Source organism: Gluconobacter japonicus (assembly GCF_015244665.1).
GTDB lineage: Bacteria > Pseudomonadota > Alphaproteobacteria > Acetobacterales > Acetobacteraceae > Gluconobacter > Gluconobacter japonicus.
On record NZ_JABCQN010000002.1, the window covers coordinates 327,593 to 344,079 of the forward strand.

Here is a 16,487-nt window from a genome sequence, read left to right on the forward strand (position 1 = left end):
GGGCTGCTATCGCTAGAGCAGACCGGTCCCCACGCGTAGGAGTTAATGCGTCCATGCCGATCATGCCTGATACCTGGATCCGCCAGATGGCCAAAGAGCACGGCATGATCGAACCGTTTGTGGAGAACCAGAAACGGGAAGGCGTTATTTCCTATGGTTTGTCCTCCTATGGGTATGATGCGCGCGTTGCTGAAGACTTTAAAATCTTCACCGATGTCGACAGCGCCATCGTGGACCCGAAGAATTTTGCAGCGAACAGTTTCGTAACGCGGACGGGAGACATCACGATTCCCCCGAACAGTTTCGCGCTGGCGCATACGGTGGAATACTTCCGTATCCCGCGGGACACGCTGGTTGTCTGCCTCGGCAAGTCCACCTATGCCCGCTGTGGCATCATCGTGAACGTCACGCCGCTGGAGCCGGAGTGGGAGGGGCAAGTCACCATCGAGATCAGCAACACCACGCCGCTGCCGGCCCGCATCTACGCCAATGAAGGCATCTGCCAGTTTCTGTTCTTTCAGGGCGCAAGCCCCTGTGAAGTCAGCTACGCGGATCGTGCCGGTAAATACATGCGCCAGTCCGGCGTAACGACGCCTCGCCTGTAAGGAGCGCATAGTCATGGATCGTTTCATCATTCGCGGCGGTCGTCGCCTTGTCGGCGAAATCGAGATCGGCGGTGCAAAGAACTCCGGCCTGAAACTCATGGTTGCTGGCCTGCTGACGGCCGAGCGTCTCGTGCTGTCCAACGTGCCGCAGATTGCCGACATCAAGACGATGCGCGACCTGCTGACGCGTCTGGGCATTGCCGTTGACGACGCCGGGCCACGTACGCTCTCCATCGGCGGCGAAATCGCGTCTGTCGAAGCGCCTTATGACGTTGTCTCCAAGATGCGGGCCTCCATTCTCGTGCTTGGTCCGCTGCTGGCCCGTGCGCGTGAAGCCAAGGTCTCCCTGCCGGGCGGTTGCGCCATCGGAACGCGCCCTGTGGACATGCATCTCAAGGGGCTTGAGACGCTGGGTGCCGAGATTCGTCTGGAGAACGGCTATATCAATGCCAGTGCTCCGAACGGTCTCAAAGGCGACCGGATCGTTCTGCCGTTTGCCAGTGTGGGTGCGACCGAAAACCTGCTCATGGCCTCCACGCTGGCCAAGGGCCGCACAGAGATCGTGAATGCTGCGCGGGAACCGGAAATTACCGATCTGGTGAACTGCCTGAACGCGATGGGTGCAAAGATCACGGGCTCCGGTTCGGGTACGCTGATCATTGAAGGTGTTGAAGCGCTTCACGGTGCAAACTATGCCGTCATGCCAGACCGTATTGAGTGCGGCACCTATGCCTGTGCTGCAGGCATCACGGGAGGCGATCTGCTGCTCGTTGGTGGCCGCGCCGATGATCTTGGTGCTGTTATCCGCACGCTGGAAGAAACCGGTGTGGACGTGACGGAAGAGGAGCGCGGTCTGCGGGTACGTCGCACGGGCCGTCTTCAGGGCGTGGATATCATGACCGAGCCGTATCCTGGCTTCCCGACGGATATGCAGGCCCAGTTCATGGCCATGCTGTCTGTGGCTGAAGGCGCGTCCATGATTACGGAAACGATTTTTGAAAACCGCTTCATGCACGTTCCTGAATTGAACCGTATGGGTGCGCGGATCAATCCGCATGGCCGTTCAGCCATTATCCGTGGTGTGGAAAAGCTGTCAGGTGCGCCGGTCATGGCAACCGATCTGCGGGCGTCTTTCTCTCTGATCCTCGCAGGTCTGGCGGCAGAAGGGGAGACCCAGCTCAGCCGTATCTATCATCTGGATCGCGGCTATGAAGGTGTGGATCGAAAGCTTGCCGCCTGTGGCGCCGATATCGAGCGTGTTTCGGACTAACACTTTGTCTGCATGGTTTTGAAAGAAGGCCGTTCCTGGTTGGGAGCGGCCTTTTTTTGTGTTCGACGTGGTTTCGTAGCGCAGCAAACACCTTTCATGATGAAACGCCTTCCGCTGGTCATGCGTAGTATCTGTAACCAGATCGTTATTCATCCCACATTCGACGACGGCCAAAGGTAAAGGCACCCCTGGTGGAAAGTGTCCCGGCTCGGAATGTGGCGTCTCAAAAGGAATGAAACGTGACAATCCCGACGCTTACCCTGAACGACGGCACGACGTTTCCGGCCATCACGTTTGGAACATACAAGCTGAATGGTGCAGCCGGTGTTGAGGCGATGAAAAGTGCCCTGAGCGTTGGCTATGACGCGCTTGACAGTGCGTTCAACTATGAAAACGAAGGGGCTGTCGGTCGTGCTGCACGGGATAGTGGGCGGGATCGCAAGGATCTGCGGATCGCCTCAAAGCTACCTGGCCGACACCATGCATATGACGAGGCCCTGGCGACCATCGAAGAGTCCCTGTATCGCGCGCAACTCGACTATTACGACCTGTATTACATCCACTGGCCAAACCCGAAGCAGGGCAAATATGTGGAAGCGTGGAAAGCCCTGATTGAGGCCAAAAAGCGTGGTCAGATCCGCTCTATTGCCGTGTGCAACTTCCTGCCGGAGCATCTGGAACGGCTTGAAGCCGAAACGGGCGTGCTGCCTTCCATCAACCAGATCGAACTTCATCCGTATTTCCCGCAGGATGAAATGCGGAAATGGAACCAGGATCATGGGATCCTGACGCAGGCCTGGAGTCCTTTGGGACGAGCCAGTGATCTGCTGACCAATCCATTTTTGGAAAAGATTGCGAAGAGGGTTGGAAAGGGTGTCGGTCAGGTCATCCTGCGCTGGCATCATCAGCTTGGGTCGGTGCCGATCCCAAAGTCTGCAACGCCTGAGCGGCAGATCGAAAACATGTCGATTTTTGACTTCACTTTAACGGACGAGGATATGGCAATCATTGCCACACTCGCCCGTCCGGACGGACGTCTGAAGAATCAGGACCCGGCAGTTTACGAAGAGTTCTAAGAAAAGGGGGCTTCCGAAAGCGGACGCCCCTTTTTCCGTTTTATCCGCGTGTCAGAGCCCGCTGGAACAGGGCATTTGTCCAGTTCATGGCCTGTAAAAACAAGGCAGCGTCAAAGCGGGGAGCGCCGTCCCGCAGGAAGGCATGCTGTCCGTTGACTTCATGCCATTCTAGGTCTGCCCCAACTTCTTCCAGCCGGTCTCGGATTATGCGTCGGCCTGCATAAGGAACATGAGGGTCAGATTGCCCCCAGACCATCATCAGTTCGCCCTTGATGTCCGCGGCGCGAGCCAGAGAATCATCGGACTTTCCGGCGCCAAGCGTCGCAGAGTGCAGGTCTGTTGCGTAGAAGCAGGCCGTAGCGCGTACGTCAGGATGCAGCGCGGCACGGTAGGCCAAGTGGCCTCCAAGGCATACTCCGAAAGCCCCGATTGACCCGGTGCAAAGAGGGTTTGTCTGTAACCATGCAATGATTGCTGCCGTATCGCTATCGAAAGCAGAAACCGGCTTGGTATATTTCAGGTCATTGCCCCGGTCTGTCCCTTCCTTGTCATAGGCAAGGGCCGTCCCAGCGGGTTCATACTCATGATAAACTTCAGGAATGGCAACGATATAGCCCTGACCCGCGATTATTGCGCCCAGCCGTTCAATGGGTGCGGTGACCTGATAAATTTCCGAATACAGGATGACAGCCGGGAAGCGCCCGTCCTGAACGGGGCGGAACACATGAACCCGCATGGAACCAGTTGGCGTCTGAAGATCGACTGTTTCGTCAGTTTTGATAATCATGCGGCAATCCTGGCTCGGAAAATAACTTGGAAAATCATGACCTGCGGCCCCGTGGTCAGACAGCAGGTCATGGTCTGCTCAGCGTGGAGAAATAACGTCTACCAGCGTCTCTGCGGTTCGACGATCCTGAAGGCTGATGCGCATTTCAACAAAAAGGCGCACGAACTCTGGATTGTCAGTCAGACCCCAGCCCGCGAAGACACTCATATCAAGTGCCTTGGCAGGGTCCGAAGAGCCCGCCAGCGCACGGTCTTCCTTGCTGAGACGAGGCTCCGTAACCGGGAATTCCGTCCCCTTGTCATCAAAGCCACCGAGGTAAGTGCAGTAGCAGGCCAGCAGGAAGGCAATGCGGCGCATATCGCCATTGTCCTGCACGACTGTTTCTGCTGTCGGGCGTACAAAGACCGGTAATTTGGATGTGCTGTCCGAGGCAATCCGCAGAAGCTGGTCGCTAACGGCCTTGTTGCGGAAACGCTGGAGCAGCAGAGCGCCATATTCCGGCAGGCTCATTCCCGGAGGTGCGTTGAGTTGTGGTTCAGAATCAAAACCGAGGAACTGCTGTAACAGGCGGAAGAGATTCTCGTCCTCCATGGCTTCACTGACGAAGCGATATCCCATCAGTACGGCCGGGAGGGCCAGCATGGAATGGGAGGCGTTGAGCATTCGGAGCTTAACCTGCTCGTAAGGCTCGACGTTATCCGTGAAAAGGACGCCAACATTTTCCCATGCTGGCCGGCCCTCGGGGAACTTGTCTTCCACGACCCACTGGATGAAGTCTTCGCAGAAGAGAGGGGCACGGTCTTCAATACCGCTTTCCCGATTAAGGCGCTCGATGTCTGCCGGGCCGACAGCCGGTGTGATGCGGTCCACCATGCAGGACGGGAACGCGACATTCCGGGAAATCCAGTCTGCCAGTTCGTCGTCTTTCAGCCGGGCAAAGGACAGAACGGCGCGGCGGGCGATTTCACCGTTGGACGGAACATTGTCACAGGACAGGATCGTGAACGCATTCACACCCGCTTCGCGGCGGAGGCGTAGAGCCTCTGTCAGAAGACCGAAGACACTTTCCGGCACATCGCGCTTGAGATCAGCGGCAATGGCGGGATGATCGGTCATGAAGTGACCGGCCTCATCCATGTAGTAACCGCCTTCCGTGATCGTCATGGTGACAATGCGGATGGCGGGATCGGTCAGGCGCTTCAGTGCTGCGGCACGATCTGCGGGGGCGTGAATATATTCCACAAGTGACTTCACGACCCGCACCACATCCGGTCGGCCTGCCGGACATTCACGGAGCGTGTAAAGTCCGCTTTGAGCTTGTAGAGCTTCGGCTTTCTGCACCTCGGAGGGCACGTCCATCAGGCCAATGCCGACGATGCCCCAGTTCTCCTGACCGGGAAGAGCCAATGCGCGATCTGTATAGACGGCCTGATGCGCGCGATGGAAATTGCCGACACTGAGGTGCGCAATCCCCGCAGTCACCTTCTGGCGATCATAAGGGGAGGTAAGAATGGTCTCTGGAAGATGAGCCAGAGTTTCCGAAGTCAGTTTCATGATGGTTCTTCCGAACGAAAGGCCCATCCCTTTTAAGAAGATGAAGTGATGAGGAAACTCTTTTTATTGAATATGAATTTTTTCTAATAATTCTCTCCATGTCGAGAGAGCAATCTGAAAACCAATACTACTCAAATGGTGCCTCTGATACATGCGGCATCGAAACGAATCCCGGAAGCGCTTCCACACCGTCAAGCCATTTGCGGATATTTGGATAAGGCCGGAGAGAAATCCCTCCCTCGGGTGCGCGGGCCGTGTAAGCATAACAGGCCAGATCGGCGAGTGTTGGTTGATTCCCTGCCAGATAAGAATGCCTGGTGAGTTCTCCTTCCATGAAAGGAAGGAGCTTCTCAGCCTTGGTCTGAGCCGGACCAATCTCTTCAGGGCGTTTCCAGATCGTTGCTGCTCTTGCCATTGCCGGGCCGTAGCGCAGTTCTCCAGCGGCGATCGAGAACCATTTCTGGACATGAGCGGCACCCAGCGGGTCTTCCGGAAGCCAGTGACTGCCAGGCGCATAGGTCTTCGCCAGATAGACAAGAATAGCGTTGCTATCCGTAAGGATGATCTCTCCATCTTCAAAAACAGGAATTTGTCCAAGCGGGTTGAGGCGGAGAACTTCCGGAGAGTGCATGCTTGCTTCAACGAACGTGTAGTCCAGCTTCAGGATCGACAGAAAGAGTCTGACACGATGCACATGACCGGAGAGCGAAATTCCATAGAGGCGTCTGGTCATGGTCTTCTCCTGAATTCTGATGCGCTTTTCCGAGTGTGACCATCATGACGGATCAGCGCAACGGCTCTATGGTCCAATCCCCTTTTTCAGGAGAGATTAGTGTGAGTGCGCCCATCCATCGTCTGACCACGGAGGATCTTCTGCCAACAGTGGAATCTGTCGTATCTTCGGAACCGGACATGATTGCCAACATGGCCAATATCGCGGCTTTGTTGTTCGAAGCGCTGCCGGACATCAACTGGTCCGGCTTCTATCTGTGGAAGGAAGACCAGCTTGTGCTCGGTCCTTTTCAGGGACGGCTGGCCTGCACGCGTATCCCGTTGGGAAAAGGCGTCTGCGGGACGGTCGCCGCACAGAAGACCACGCTTGTCGTCCCAGACGTTCATGCGTTTCCCGGCCATATCGCCTGCGACGCGGCTTCAGAATCCGAAATCGTCATTCCGGTTTTGAAGGATGGTGCACTTATTGGGGTTCTGGATATCGATAGTCCGATCAAGAACCGCTTTCATGACGCAGACCGTATGCTGCTGGAAAAGATTGTCAGCGCCCTCGAAAAGACGCTGACAGTCTGATCTTTCAAGCGGGGACGTTTTCGCGCAGATGGCTCATCAGTTCAGAAACGTCTTCCACAACGGTGAAAAGGGAAAGCGTGTTCGCGGAGGCAAAACCCTGTTCGACAGCATCAGTCAGGGTGCGGACGAGAGACTTGGCCCAGCCACCGATATTGACGATGTAGATCGGGTCCTGATGCAGGCCGAGCTGCTTCCAGGTCAGGATTTCCATCAGTTCATCGAACGTGCCGAATCCGCCTGGAATGATGGCATACGCGTCAGACAACTCGAACATGCGGGCTTTGCGGCTGTGCATGTTTGGGGTCACTTCAAGCGCTGTGACGCCCTTATGCATCACTTCCCGGTCATGCAGGAAGCCGGGAATAACACCGATGACTTCGCCGCCCGCAGTCAGCGCAGCATCAGCAACCGTTCCCATCAGACCGACATGACCGCCGCCGTAAATCAGCTTGATCCCATTCTGAGCCAACGCTTTCCCGAGTTCGGATGCACCTTCGGCATAAACAGGGGAGTTGCCAAAGCGGGAGCCGCAGAAAACAGCGCAGGAACGGATGGTCATGAAAGGCAGATCCTGTAGACAAGCGGGCAGAACGCTCAGACGGCAGGCTTCCGCCCGAGCGAACGGCTGATGAGCACACCGACCAGACAGCACACCGCAGTCGTGCCGAACATGGTCTTGTAGCCAGCAAACTCGATGACCTGCCCGAGCACAAGACCTGAACACGCAATCGCCAGATCAATGAAGATCGAATAGGCCCCCAGAGCGGCACCCCGGTTCTGCGGTCCTGCGCTGTTAACGGCCAGAACACCTAGCGCCGGAAAGAGCAGCGAGAAGCCGGCGCCCGTCAGTGCAGCGCCGATAAGCGCTGCTCCCTGAGACGGGAAAATGGCCAGACAGGCCAGCCCCGCCGCCTCAATCAATAGTGAGACAATCGCGACAAACACACCACCGCGCCGGGCAATCTGCGAGGCAAAGAAGAATCGGATGACGACAAAGACGATGCCGAAGACGGACAGGGCCGTTGCTGCCCCCTCCCAGTGAAGGACTGCATAATAAAGCGCGAGGAAGGAGGAAATGGCCCCGAATCCGATAGATCCCGCTGCGAGAGCCATACCATGTGGCAGAACCAGTCGAAGTGCGTGACTGAAGGGAAGAGGCTTGTCATTCGTGGCAACTGGCTTCACGCCTTTATAAAAGCCAATCAATGCCAGACCGATGAGCGGCAGAATGGCAGACAAAATGCCAACCGAGACAATCCCGCCATATGGAGCTGGTAGCAGCGACAACTTGGCACCAATCGGGGCTCCAAGGGCAATGCCACCATAGGAACAAATACCGTTCCAGGAGATGGCAATGGCTGTATTTTCGGCCCCGGCGCGGCGAATATTCCAGACAATCACGCCAGTCGCGGCCCAGCTTTCGGCCCAGCCGAGAAACAGGCGGCTGAGGAGGAGGATACCGAGAGACAGGGCTGGAATCTCCCTTGCCCATCCCGCTCCAAACATGAGCAAACCGGAAACGAAACAGGTGATCAGACCGCCAAGAACAACCGGTTTGGGGCCTATATTATCCACCAGCCGTCCGGCCGAGGGTCGGGCAGCGAATGTCGCCAGATATTGCAGGGAAAACGCCATACCCGCGATTGCTGTACTGTAGCCAAGGGTATGATGGACGAAGATCGTCAGAACGGCATTGGGAAGCCCGATGACGATGTAGACCAGAAGGTTGAAGAGGACGACGGTAAGAACTCGCTTCGTCGGTGAACTCACCGGCGTTTCTTCCGCAGTCATGTCTTCAATCTCCTATTCTATTAAGTAACCAAATGGTTACGTCACTTCAGACATAAGACAGTCTGGACCATTCGTCACGGTGAATGGACCCCTCAGGTCCAAAAAACAACATTATGTGATCCTGCGAGCCTCTTTGCCCGCAGGATGCGCGCCTTAAAGCATGCTTTGCAGACGGCTGGAAACCGCAGAACAGACTTTCTGACGAAGGGGTTCGGCAAGAGACGACAGAGAGTACTGCTGTGAGGTATTGGTCTGGTTGCTGATCGCCTGAAGGATACCCTGTTGGCCTGCACTATAGGCAGAACTGTTCGTTATGCCCTGCTGCTGGCTGACCGTGGACAAAAGGCCCGAGGCAGCACTGCCAGATGTCAGGTTGTTTGTGACGCAGTAATTCAGAACACCGGCAAGATTGCTGGACGAGGTTGAAGACAGGTTAGGTAGACCCAGCGCACCTGTGAGGCCGTCTGTCAGTCGCGATGCGGTGGTCTGGGCCGCCGCCGTAGCAGCAGCAGTTGCGGCGGCCTGGGTTTCCGGGTTTTGAGCTGCCGAAGTGCCAGAGGCACATCCCCCTAAAGACAAAGCCGCAACGGTGGCCAGAGCGCCAGCGGAGAGGAGAGCAGGCAAACGGAACGGAACCATGAATTTTCAACTCCTGTCAGAACAGCCAGCAGGCGCATTTTGCCCCTGACCTCGGCGTAACAACGTTCAAAACAGGGAAAGTGAGCGAAAAGTCTCAGGATTTTTAGGAGGTTCCTCTGAGGGATGGTCAAACAGAAGCTGCATTTGTGGAGCAGGTGTGCTCTCCGTGGCCGCCGAGCCAGAAAGGCCCGAAAGAGTGAGCCCCAATAGCCGGACACCTGTCTGAAGAGGGAAAAGGGGTGCAAACAGGGAGTGCCCGGTTTCGCTCAGACATGCTTCGGACGTTATGGGAGAGGGAAGGGTTCGTGCACGGGTAATCTGCCGAAAATTGGCGTATTTGACCTTAAGGGTGACGGTCCGACCTGTGAGTTGCTTTCGCTGAACCTGAAGCCAGAGTTTTGTAGCGATCAGACCCAGAGCTGCTTTGGCCTCGTCTTTCTTTTGCAGATCACTCAGATAGGTCTGTTCTGTTCCAAGCGATTTGCGCTCGCGGTTTACGACGACGGGTCGCTCATCAATGCCCCGGGAAATACCATGATAGAATGGTGCAGATTTGCCGAAGTGCCGCATCAGGGTCGGAAGATCTAACTTCCGAAGGTCAGCACCGGTTTCAATCCCCAATGCTCGCATTTTTTGCGCTGTGGCCGGCCCGATTCCATGAAACTGGTCGACCGTCAGCCCCGCTACAAAGTTCGGCCCCATGCCCGGCGTAATAACAAAGAGCCCATCAGGTTTTCGGTAGTCGGAGGCCAGTTTGGCCAAAAATCGGTTATAGGACACGCCCGCCGAAGCCGTCAGTCCGGTTTCCTTGCGGATGTCTGCCCGGATTCTTTCGGCCACCAGCGTGGCTGAACCATAGGCGCCAAGATAATCTGTCAAATCCAGATAGGCTTCATCCAGGGACAGTGGCTGGATCAGGGGCGTATAGCGCGCGAAGATGTCATGAATCTGCGCAGAGACAGCGCGGTACACATCAAAACGGCCGGGCACGAAGACAAGGTCGGGGCAGAGTCGCTTGGCTTTCAGAGACGGCATGGCTGAGCGCACGCCAAAAGGGCGCGCCTCGTAGCTGGCGGCCGCGACAACACCGCGTGCCTCTCCGCGGCCTACCGCAAGGGGGCGACCTCGTAAGGACGGGTTATCTCGCTGTTCGACAGACGCGTAAAAAGCGTCCATGTCGATATGCACGATCCGGCGGGACTCCATCCCTACAGTGTCGCCGATCACCAGGAACGAAACAAGATCGGATCAGCCTCATGAGCATTGAAGACGCCCGTACCGCAGCCGGATTCCAGACCGTTTCGACCCGTCTTGCCTACAGCAATCCATGGACGGCTGTGCGTGAAGACATCATCATTCACCCCAACGGCAAAAAAGGCTTGTACGGCATTGTTGAGCGGGGAGAGTTCGTCGTGATTCTGCCCATGCACGCTGATGGCCGCATCACGCTGATCCAGCAGTTCCGCTATCCGGTCGGGGAGCGTTTGCTCGAACTCCCCATGGGCATGTGGGAGACGAAAGAGAACGTCGATCCTGTGGAACTGGCTCTGGGTGAGCTCCGGGAAGAAACCGGCCTGCGTGCTGGCGAGATGATCCACGCGGGCACGATGTATCAGGGCGCAGGCTATTCCAACCAGAAAGGGCACGTCTTTCTGGCGCGCAATCTTACCCGTGGGGAGACCGAGCTTGAAGAGACCGAGCAGGACATCACGACGCAGGATATGACACTGGCGGAGTTCGAAGCCCTGATCGCCCGTGGCGAACTGAAATGCATGGTGTCTCTGGCAGCCTTCGCGCTGATCCGCGCGAAGGGCCTGATCTGAAAACTGCTTTCAGATCACGGTATCAAGGAACACGACCGTCGAGCCGCCGCCTTCAACCAGCGTCTTGATGACCTGATTGAAGACGCGGCCGTGCTCGGTCCCCATATGGGCCTTGAAAGCGTCTTCGTCGCGGTAGGTTTCCTCGACGTGAAAGAAGTCGGGATCGTCTGCCAGTGTGTGAACGACAAATCGCTCGCATCCCGGCTCTGCCCGGACGTCCGCGGCCAGACCGACGAGAAGGTCACGGACTTTCTCACGGCAGCCGGGAAGGGCTTTCATCGTGGCGTACAGGGATTTGGGCATGAGTCTGGATCCGTTTCCAAAAGAATGAAGCGCCGGTGGGCGCGCGTCATCAATGAGCCGCCCGCCCACATCCTTCAAGAGTGGAAAAGTTCAACCTTTTTCGACCAGTTCCTGACACCGCATAAATGAGAGTTTTTCGCGGAAAATGAACAGGACATAATAATCCAGTTCACGGCTGCGGGTTTTCGTGGTGCGTGTGTAGAACGGATACACATCCAACGGACCCTGCAAGCCCAAAGGCGGCGGATCTGTTTTGAGAATGCAGTCCACCCGGAAAAGCGGCATGTAGACCGCATCCTCTCCGGGGTTGCGGCGGACGTGCCAGAGATTGCGCCGGAATTTCTTCAGCCGGTCCGGCAACGCGAACACCATGGATTTTTCAATAAAGCCAGGTGGAAAGACATCCGGCCGGTAGTACTGCATGTCGTCCGGCATGTTGCAGAAGTAGGGGTGGTCCTGAACAATCATGACCACTCCTTTAAGACATGTCACCGGGCAGACGAAGGGCTTCAGTCTTCTGAAGGCTTTTCTTCGTTGGCTTTGCCGCTGATTTCGTCTGCAGCCCGACGCAGGATCCCCACGACGCGGCGCAGTTCGTCCGCATTCGCCCCACGGCGGGACTTCAGAGCCATTTTCAGAGCCAGACGCGCTTCATGGAAATCCTGACCCAGACTCGGATCGAGGTCATTCACACCACTGAATGCGTCGCGCACTTCTGACATTCGCGCACCGATCCGCGCCAGAATTTCGAGAATGCGAGTCGCCTGTTCCCGATTGGCTTCGTAATGCGCGCGGCCTTCATCCGTCAGACTGTAGAGCTTGCGATTGCCCTCCTGCGTAACGGCTGTCAGGCCAGCTTCCTCAAGATAGGTGAGGGAGGGGTAAATGACGCCAGGGCTTGGCTTGTAAAAGCCGCCTGAGTGCTCTTCGAGGCGCCGGATCAGCTCGTAACCATGGGCAGGCTGGTCATGCAGCAGGGCTTCAATGACAATCTGGAGTTCTTCCGCAGTTAGCTTGCGACCGCGACCGAAAGCGTCGTCACCAAAGCCGCCGCCAAAACGGCCCGCACCGCCACGGGGGCCGCGGCCGCCGAAAAAGCCACGGCCGCCCCGACTTTCACCACCCCGGCCGCCGAAGCGTCGGCCTTCGTGTCCCCAGCGGAAGCGTTCTTCACCGGACTCCGGGTGATCGCGCATTTTTTCTTCGTCATGTCCTGTTGTTTCGCCACGGACTTTTCCGTCCCTGCGATGCTTGTGTCCACCGAAGCCAAAGCCCCGGGAGAACCTGGAGAAACCGCGCTCTGCGCGATGGGTATCATATCTAAACATTCTGTTTTCCTTCATTCGATATGTCGTACGATATAGTATCTTAAGATATATCTACAAGAGATTCGTTTTCAAAATCCGGCATCGCCATAGCCGTGAGCTGTTTCCGCTGGTATCCGGCTGAAATGGGTAGCCCGATTTCTTCCCCTCCCGATCCAGAACTGCGCCGGACGTTCCGTGATCTCGTGCCCTGGCGCGCTGCCCTGACAATCGGCGCCATGCTGGTATTCGTGGCCCTGTTGCAGCGTCTGCCAGTTATCCATCACCTTCTGGAGAACGCGCCCCACTGGCACGAGACGCCGTATGCGTCGTTCTGGTTCCTGCTGCTGGCCGTACCCTATTCCGCTTTTGGTCTGCCGAGGCAGGCTCTTTGCATTGCGGCAGGTCTGGCGTTCGGCGTTTGGGGCGGTCTGGGGCTTTGCTCTCTGGCCTATATGCTGGGGGCTATCGCGGCTTATGGCTGGGCGCGGGCTTTGGCTCCCATAAAATTCCGGCAGAGGTTGCATGACCGACTGCAAAAGAATTATGCAGCGCTGGCCAGAATTCTTCATCACAAACCGTTCCGCGCAGTCCTGACGTTGCGGCTCATGCCTGTTGGCTCTGCATTGTTGGTGTCTATGGCGGCGGGACTTTTTGAACTTCCAGTCACGGCCTTCGCATTTGCGACCCTTCTCGGGGGGCTGCCCCAGAACCTCGTGTTCGTTCTAATCGGGGCGGGAACCCGGATTGGTCATGTGGTCCAGCTTGGCCTTGCGGGCGGACTGTTTGTGGTTTCTGGCGTTCTGGGAGCCATGCTCCTGCGTCAGGCAGATGAATAAACGTTCAGAACCCAAAGAATTCTGAACGATCAACAGTTCATTCCGTTCGCGAGGAACGGACACTCTCTCCTTTCTTCTGACCATTGCTTTTTCACAGGCAGAAACGAATGACAGAACAGAGCATGGCGTTCCGGCGTGGAGACACCATCCCAGGATGGCTGCCGCTTATGCTGGGCATCTTTACGGCGGTCGGCCCGGTCTCGACGGATATTTACCTGCCTGCCCTTCCCGAGATGGAACGCCAGCTTCACGCCGCGCCAGGGTCGGGCAGTATCACGATGGCGGCCTGGGTCATCGGTCTGGCCATCGGTCAGATCAGCATTGGCCCGATTTCGGACCGCTTTGGTCGTCGGATGCCGCTTCTGATTGGCATGATCGGATATACGATCGGCGAGGTTGGCTGTGCGCTGGCTCCGAACATGACGGTGATGTGCATCTGGCGCGTCTTCTCGGCGCTGATGGCGTCTGCCGGGCTGGTGGTACCCAATGCGTGCCTTCGGGATCTGACGGAAGGCGATACGGCATCAAAGCTGATGTCCCGCCTGATCGTGGTGCAGGGTGTTGTACCGATTCTGGCCCCGATGCTGGGGGGATTCGCGCTGAAGTTCGTGGACTGGCGATCCATTTTCTGGGCGACTGCGCTTTATGGTGCCGTCTGTACCGTCATGCTGCTGACCGTCTTCCCGGAGACGCTCGCCAAGCAGGACCGGCGCGACATGATGCCGCTCTCTATCATCGAGCGGTATATCTACATTCTGCGGACTCGCAGTTTCATTACGAACGGGCTTGTCTGGAGCTTTCTGGGTTTCGTGACCTTCACGTATCTGACTGGGGCGCCCGCTCTGTTTGAAGAGCGATTTGGTATGTCACCGTTTCATTACGGCATGCTGTTCGGGCTGTTTGCCGTCTGCATGATCGGTGCCTCTGCTATCAACGGTCTGGTCGTGGGGAAGGTCAGTACTTCTCACATGCTGTTCAGCGCCTTGGGGATCAGCTTGACAGGAAGTGTCCTGTTTCTGGCGTTGGCCGTGATTTCCGCGGTGGATCTGACATCTGGTGGTCAGCTTCGATCGTTCTTTCTATGGCCGCTCATCATTGCCCTGATCATCACAATGGCGCCAACAGGCATCATTGGACCCAATTCCATGGTTGGCATTCTGTCCGAACAGTCCGAACGTGCAGGTTCGGCCTCTGCACTGGCAGGAACAATGCAGTACCTGTTCGGAGCAGTTGCCAGTGCGCTGTTTGGGCTGATGCCTGCGGGGACGGCTGTTCCGTTTGCAGGCTTTCTGGTTTTTGCCTTCTGTGCGGCAACGTTCTTTGCCCTGCTGAGGCCAAAGCTTCCCCCTTCGGCGTCTTGAGCGGAGTTGAAAGCGATGCAGGTTCTACTGGTTGAAGATGATGTTGCCGTTGCCCTGGTGGTGAAAACGGTTCTGCAGCGTGAAGGCTGGGACGTTCATCAGGTTGAGGACGCGGAAGCTGCCTTGGCGTGGGGCGGAACGGCCGACCTTTTGGTGACGGACTATAATCTGCCCGGCATTCTGAATGGTCTGCTGCTCGCCCGGAAACTGCGGGAACAGAATGCCTTGCTGGCTGTCGTTCTCATGTCGGGAGACTTTGAGGAAGGCCAGTTGATGGGCGAAAGCGTAGCTGTTCTGCCAAAGCCGTTTCGCAGAAACGCCCTTCTGGAAGCCATCGATCAGGCCCGGAATGCAATCCGGGCTTGAGTTGTAGGGGAAGAGTCCCCTACATGGCGCGCTGTTTGTCATGCTCAGAAGAAAGCAGTGCCGCCATGTCGTTCAAGGAACCCCAGCCGCTCAACCTCAAGGACTATATCAGTGAGGTTCCGGATTTCCCGAAGCCGGGGATCCTGTTCTACGACATCTCCACGCTGATCCGTTCCGCCGAAGCCTGGCAGGTTGCTACAGGCCGTCTGGCCCGTATCATTTCTGCATGGCAGCCGGATCTTCTGGCCGGAATCGAAAGCCGCGGCTTCCTGACGGCTGCTCCGCTGGCACAGCGTCTTGGTTGTGGTTTCACCATGCTGCGCAAGCCGGGCAAGCTGCCGGGCAAGACGATTTCCCTGAAATACGGTCTCGAATACGGCGAAGACGAACTGCACATTCAGGCAGACGCCATCAAGCCGGGCCAGCGCATTGTCGTTCTCGATGATCTTCTGGCTACGGGCGGCACTCTTGCAGCCTCGATCGATCTGCTGCGCAAGGCTGGTGCAGAAGTTGTTGGCGCCAGCGTGCTGATCGAACTTGCAGGTCTCAAGGGACGTGACAAACTGGACGTTCCGCTGAACGCACTCATCACTTACGAAGACTGAGGAACACCCATGTCCGGCATTTCTTCCCTGTGGCAGACCCGCTATCGCACTGACGCCCCAAAAGACCTGCCGGACAATCCGGTTCTCGAAACCCTTCTGAAACACCATTCGGTTCGGGCCTATCTCCCGGATGCGTTGCCTCCCGGCACGCTGGAAGCCGGAATCGCGGCGGCCTCTTCGGCGGCTACCTCCAGCAACCTTCAGGTCTGGTCTGTCGTCGCGGTTGAAAATCCCGAGACGCGCGCGAAACTGGCCGAACTCTGCGGTAACCAGAAGCACATCGAAGTCGCGCCGCTGTTTCTGGCCTGGATCGTCGATCTGGCCCGTCTGGAACGGATTGCGGAACGGGCAGGCAAGGGTAGTGAAGCGCTGGATTATGAGGAAATCTTCCTCATGAGCACGCTGGATGTCGGCATCGCTGCCCAGAATGCCGTGACGGCCTTTGAGTCCATGGGGCTGGGCACTGTTTATATCGGCGGTTTGCGGAATCATCCGGAAGACGTCGCCAAACTGCTCAACCTTCCTCCCAAAACCGTTGCGGTTGTCGGCATGTGTGTGGGGCGCCCCGATCCCGCCTATCAGAACGGATACAAGCCCCGTCTCGGTCAGGATGTGGTTGTTCACCGGGAACGGTATGATGCGACGCAGGAACCGGCAGGTATTGCCGCGTACGATCGCGTTGCCGATGCCTACCAGCAGGAACAGGGGCTGCCGTCCCGTGCATGGTCCGAGACTGTTGCGGCCCGTGTGGACAGCTATCGCGGTTTGAGTGGACGGCACGTCATGAAGGCAGTTCTGAACCGGATGGGCTTTGCGTTGAAATAACCGGTTCTCTGGCTATCCATCTGTTTTCCACGGG

The 16,487-nt window shown here is 57.0% G+C and carries 20 protein-coding genes; 10 read left to right on the plus strand and 10 right to left on the minus strand.

Annotated features, from left to right (window positions below):
* Positions 1 to 53: 53 nt before the first annotated feature.
* From dcd to HKD32_RS04925, 3 genes are all read left to right on the plus strand, one after another.
* A complete protein-coding gene (dcd, locus tag HKD32_RS04915; protein WP_007281748.1) occupies positions 54 to 605 on the plus strand; it encodes a dCTP deaminase in 552 nt (183 codons plus the stop codon).
* Positions 606 to 618: 13 nt separating this feature from the next.
* Positions 619 to 1,875, plus strand: coding sequence for a UDP-N-acetylglucosamine 1-carboxyvinyltransferase (gene murA / locus HKD32_RS04920; protein WP_061929753.1), 1,257 nt, complete (start codon positions 619 to 621; stop codon positions 1,873 to 1,875).
* Between the two features lie 239 nt (positions 1,876 to 2,114).
* Positions 2,115 to 2,951, plus strand: a complete 837-nt coding sequence (locus HKD32_RS04925) for an aldo/keto reductase (RefSeq protein WP_061929750.1) — start codon at positions 2,115 to 2,117, stop codon at positions 2,949 to 2,951.
* A gap of 40 nt (positions 2,952 to 2,991) precedes the next feature.
* Here the strand turns inward: HKD32_RS04925 and HKD32_RS04930 are convergent, their stop codons facing one another.
* From HKD32_RS04930 to HKD32_RS04940, 3 genes are all read right to left on the minus strand, one after another.
* Positions 2,992 to 3,738: a dienelactone hydrolase family protein gene (locus HKD32_RS04930; RefSeq protein WP_061929747.1), complete on the minus strand. Its 747-nt coding sequence runs from the start codon at positions 3,736 to 3,738 to the stop codon at positions 2,992 to 2,994.
* Positions 3,739 to 3,816: 78 nt separating this feature from the next.
* Entirely contained in the window at positions 3,817 to 5,292 is a 1,476-nt protein-coding gene (locus HKD32_RS04935) for a mannitol dehydrogenase family protein (protein WP_172794481.1), read from the minus strand.
* Positions 5,293 to 5,419: 127 nt separating this feature from the next.
* A complete protein-coding gene (locus HKD32_RS04940) occupies positions 5,420 to 6,025 on the minus strand; it encodes a glutathione S-transferase family protein (protein ID WP_061929741.1) in 606 nt (201 codons plus the stop codon).
* Between the two features lie 44 nt (positions 6,026 to 6,069).
* Here HKD32_RS04940 and HKD32_RS04945 point away from each other — a divergent pair, with 44 nt between their 5' ends.
* Positions 6,070 to 6,597: a GAF domain-containing protein gene (locus HKD32_RS04945; RefSeq protein ID WP_061929910.1), complete on the plus strand. Its 528-nt coding sequence runs from the start codon at positions 6,070 to 6,072 to the stop codon at positions 6,595 to 6,597.
* A 4-nt stretch (positions 6,598 to 6,601) separates the two neighbouring features.
* On the opposite strand, the gene HKD32_RS04950 is transcribed toward HKD32_RS04945, so the two are convergent.
* From HKD32_RS04950 to dinB, 4 genes are all read right to left on the minus strand, one after another.
* The gene (locus HKD32_RS04950) at positions 6,602 to 7,156 is read right to left on the minus strand and encodes an LOG family protein (protein ID WP_010503436.1); all 555 of its coding nucleotides are present in this window, start codon (positions 7,154 to 7,156) and stop codon (positions 6,602 to 6,604) included.
* Positions 7,157 to 7,191: 35 nt separating this feature from the next.
* Positions 7,192 to 8,388, minus strand: coding sequence for an MFS transporter (locus HKD32_RS04955; RefSeq protein WP_061929738.1), 1,197 nt, complete (start codon positions 8,386 to 8,388; stop codon positions 7,192 to 7,194).
* Between the two features lie 153 nt (positions 8,389 to 8,541).
* Positions 8,542 to 9,027, minus strand: coding sequence for a DUF2501 domain-containing protein (locus HKD32_RS04960; protein WP_010503440.1), 486 nt, complete (start codon positions 9,025 to 9,027; stop codon positions 8,542 to 8,544).
* Between the two features lie 66 nt (positions 9,028 to 9,093).
* Positions 9,094 to 10,233, minus strand: a complete 1,140-nt coding sequence (gene dinB, locus HKD32_RS04965) for a DNA polymerase IV (protein WP_194257615.1) — start codon at positions 10,231 to 10,233, stop codon at positions 9,094 to 9,096.
* Positions 10,234 to 10,283: 50 nt separating this feature from the next.
* Between dinB and HKD32_RS04970 the strand changes: the two genes are divergently transcribed.
* Positions 10,284 to 10,850, plus strand: a complete 567-nt coding sequence (locus tag HKD32_RS04970) for an NUDIX domain-containing protein (protein WP_061929735.1) — start codon at positions 10,284 to 10,286, stop codon at positions 10,848 to 10,850.
* Between the two features lie 9 nt (positions 10,851 to 10,859).
* Here the strand turns inward: HKD32_RS04970 and HKD32_RS04975 are convergent, their stop codons facing one another.
* From HKD32_RS04975 to HKD32_RS04985, 3 genes are all read right to left on the minus strand, one after another.
* Positions 10,860 to 11,153 carry a putative quinol monooxygenase gene (locus tag HKD32_RS04975; protein ID WP_061929904.1) on the minus strand — a complete coding sequence of 98 codons (294 nt, stop codon included), beginning with the start codon at positions 11,151 to 11,153 and terminating at the stop codon, positions 10,860 to 10,862.
* A gap of 90 nt (positions 11,154 to 11,243) precedes the next feature.
* The gene (locus HKD32_RS04980) at positions 11,244 to 11,621 is read right to left on the minus strand and encodes a hypothetical protein (protein WP_194257616.1); all 378 of its coding nucleotides are present in this window, start codon (positions 11,619 to 11,621) and stop codon (positions 11,244 to 11,246) included.
* Positions 11,622 to 11,662: 41 nt separating this feature from the next.
* Positions 11,663 to 12,481: a PadR family transcriptional regulator gene (locus tag HKD32_RS04985; RefSeq protein ID WP_156471974.1), complete on the minus strand. Its 819-nt coding sequence runs from the start codon at positions 12,479 to 12,481 to the stop codon at positions 11,663 to 11,665.
* Positions 12,482 to 12,573: 92 nt separating this feature from the next.
* Here HKD32_RS04985 and HKD32_RS04990 point away from each other — a divergent pair, with 92 nt between their 5' ends.
* The 5 genes from HKD32_RS04990 to HKD32_RS05010 all read left to right on the plus strand — a co-directional run bounded on the left by HKD32_RS04990 (position 12,574) and on the right by HKD32_RS05010 (position 16,453).
* Complete coding sequence (locus tag HKD32_RS04990) at positions 12,574 to 13,296, plus strand: TVP38/TMEM64 family protein (protein WP_234781740.1); 723 nt, start codon at positions 12,574 to 12,576, stop codon at positions 13,294 to 13,296.
* Between the two features lie 107 nt (positions 13,297 to 13,403).
* Positions 13,404 to 14,657, plus strand: coding sequence for a multidrug effflux MFS transporter (locus HKD32_RS04995; RefSeq protein ID WP_010503454.1), 1,254 nt, complete (start codon positions 13,404 to 13,406; stop codon positions 14,655 to 14,657).
* Between the two features lie 15 nt (positions 14,658 to 14,672).
* Positions 14,673 to 15,023 (plus strand): response regulator, encoded by a 351-nt coding sequence (locus HKD32_RS05000; RefSeq protein WP_194257617.1) that lies wholly within the window; start codon positions 14,673 to 14,675, stop codon positions 15,021 to 15,023.
* A 65-nt stretch (positions 15,024 to 15,088) separates the two neighbouring features.
* A complete protein-coding gene (locus HKD32_RS05005) occupies positions 15,089 to 15,628 on the plus strand; it encodes an adenine phosphoribosyltransferase (RefSeq protein ID WP_023944037.1) in 540 nt (179 codons plus the stop codon).
* Between the two features lie 9 nt (positions 15,629 to 15,637).
* Positions 15,638 to 16,453 carry an NADPH-dependent oxidoreductase gene (locus HKD32_RS05010; protein ID WP_194257618.1) on the plus strand — a complete coding sequence of 272 codons (816 nt, stop codon included), beginning with the start codon at positions 15,638 to 15,640 and terminating at the stop codon, positions 16,451 to 16,453.
* The last annotated feature ends 34 nt before the right edge of the window (positions 16,454 to 16,487 follow it).

Excerpts from the sequence above, each read along its gene's own strand:
- dcd (WP_007281748.1), top strand. The coding sequence starts at position 54 with ATGCCGATCATGCCTGATACCTGGATCCGCCAGATGGCCAAAGAGCAC.
- murA (WP_061929753.1), top strand. The coding sequence starts at position 619 with ATGGATCGTTTCATCATTCGCGGCGGTCGTCGCCTTGTCGGCGAAATC.
- HKD32_RS04930 (WP_061929747.1), bottom strand. The coding sequence starts at position 3,738 with ATGATTATCAAAACTGACGAAACAGTCGATCTTCAGACGCCAACTGGT.
- HKD32_RS04935 (WP_172794481.1), bottom strand. The coding sequence starts at position 5,292 with ATGAAACTGACTTCGGAAACTCTGGCTCATCTTCCAGAGACCATTCTT.
- HKD32_RS04940 (WP_061929741.1), bottom strand. The coding sequence starts at position 6,025 with ATGACCAGACGCCTCTATGGAATTTCGCTCTCCGGTCATGTGCATCGT.
- HKD32_RS04945 (WP_061929910.1), top strand. The coding sequence starts at position 6,070 with ATGACGGATCAGCGCAACGGCTCTATGGTCCAATCCCCTTTTTCAGGA.
- HKD32_RS04950 (WP_010503436.1), bottom strand. The coding sequence starts at position 7,156 with ATGACCATCCGTTCCTGCGCTGTTTTCTGCGGCTCCCGCTTTGGCAAC.
- HKD32_RS04955 (WP_061929738.1), bottom strand. The coding sequence starts at position 8,388 with ATGACTGCGGAAGAAACGCCGGTGAGTTCACCGACGAAGCGAGTTCTT.
- HKD32_RS04960 (WP_010503440.1), bottom strand. The coding sequence starts at position 9,027 with ATGGTTCCGTTCCGTTTGCCTGCTCTCCTCTCCGCTGGCGCTCTGGCC.
- dinB (WP_194257615.1), bottom strand. The coding sequence starts at position 10,233 with ATGGAGTCCCGCCGGATCGTGCATATCGACATGGACGCTTTTTACGCG.
- HKD32_RS04970 (WP_061929735.1), top strand. The coding sequence starts at position 10,284 with ATGAGCATTGAAGACGCCCGTACCGCAGCCGGATTCCAGACCGTTTCG.
- HKD32_RS04975 (WP_061929904.1), bottom strand. The coding sequence starts at position 11,153 with ATGCCCAAATCCCTGTACGCCACGATGAAAGCCCTTCCCGGCTGCCGT.
- HKD32_RS04980 (WP_194257616.1), bottom strand. The coding sequence starts at position 11,621 with ATGATTGTTCAGGACCACCCCTACTTCTGCAACATGCCGGACGACATG.
- HKD32_RS04985 (WP_156471974.1), bottom strand. The coding sequence starts at position 12,481 with ATGTTTAGATATGATACCCATCGCGCAGAGCGCGGTTTCTCCAGGTTC.
- HKD32_RS04995 (WP_010503454.1), top strand. The coding sequence starts at position 13,404 with ATGACAGAACAGAGCATGGCGTTCCGGCGTGGAGACACCATCCCAGGA.
- HKD32_RS05000 (WP_194257617.1), top strand. The coding sequence starts at position 14,673 with ATGCAGGTTCTACTGGTTGAAGATGATGTTGCCGTTGCCCTGGTGGTG.
- HKD32_RS05005 (WP_023944037.1), top strand. The coding sequence starts at position 15,089 with ATGTCGTTCAAGGAACCCCAGCCGCTCAACCTCAAGGACTATATCAGT.
- HKD32_RS05010 (WP_194257618.1), top strand. The coding sequence starts at position 15,638 with ATGTCCGGCATTTCTTCCCTGTGGCAGACCCGCTATCGCACTGACGCC.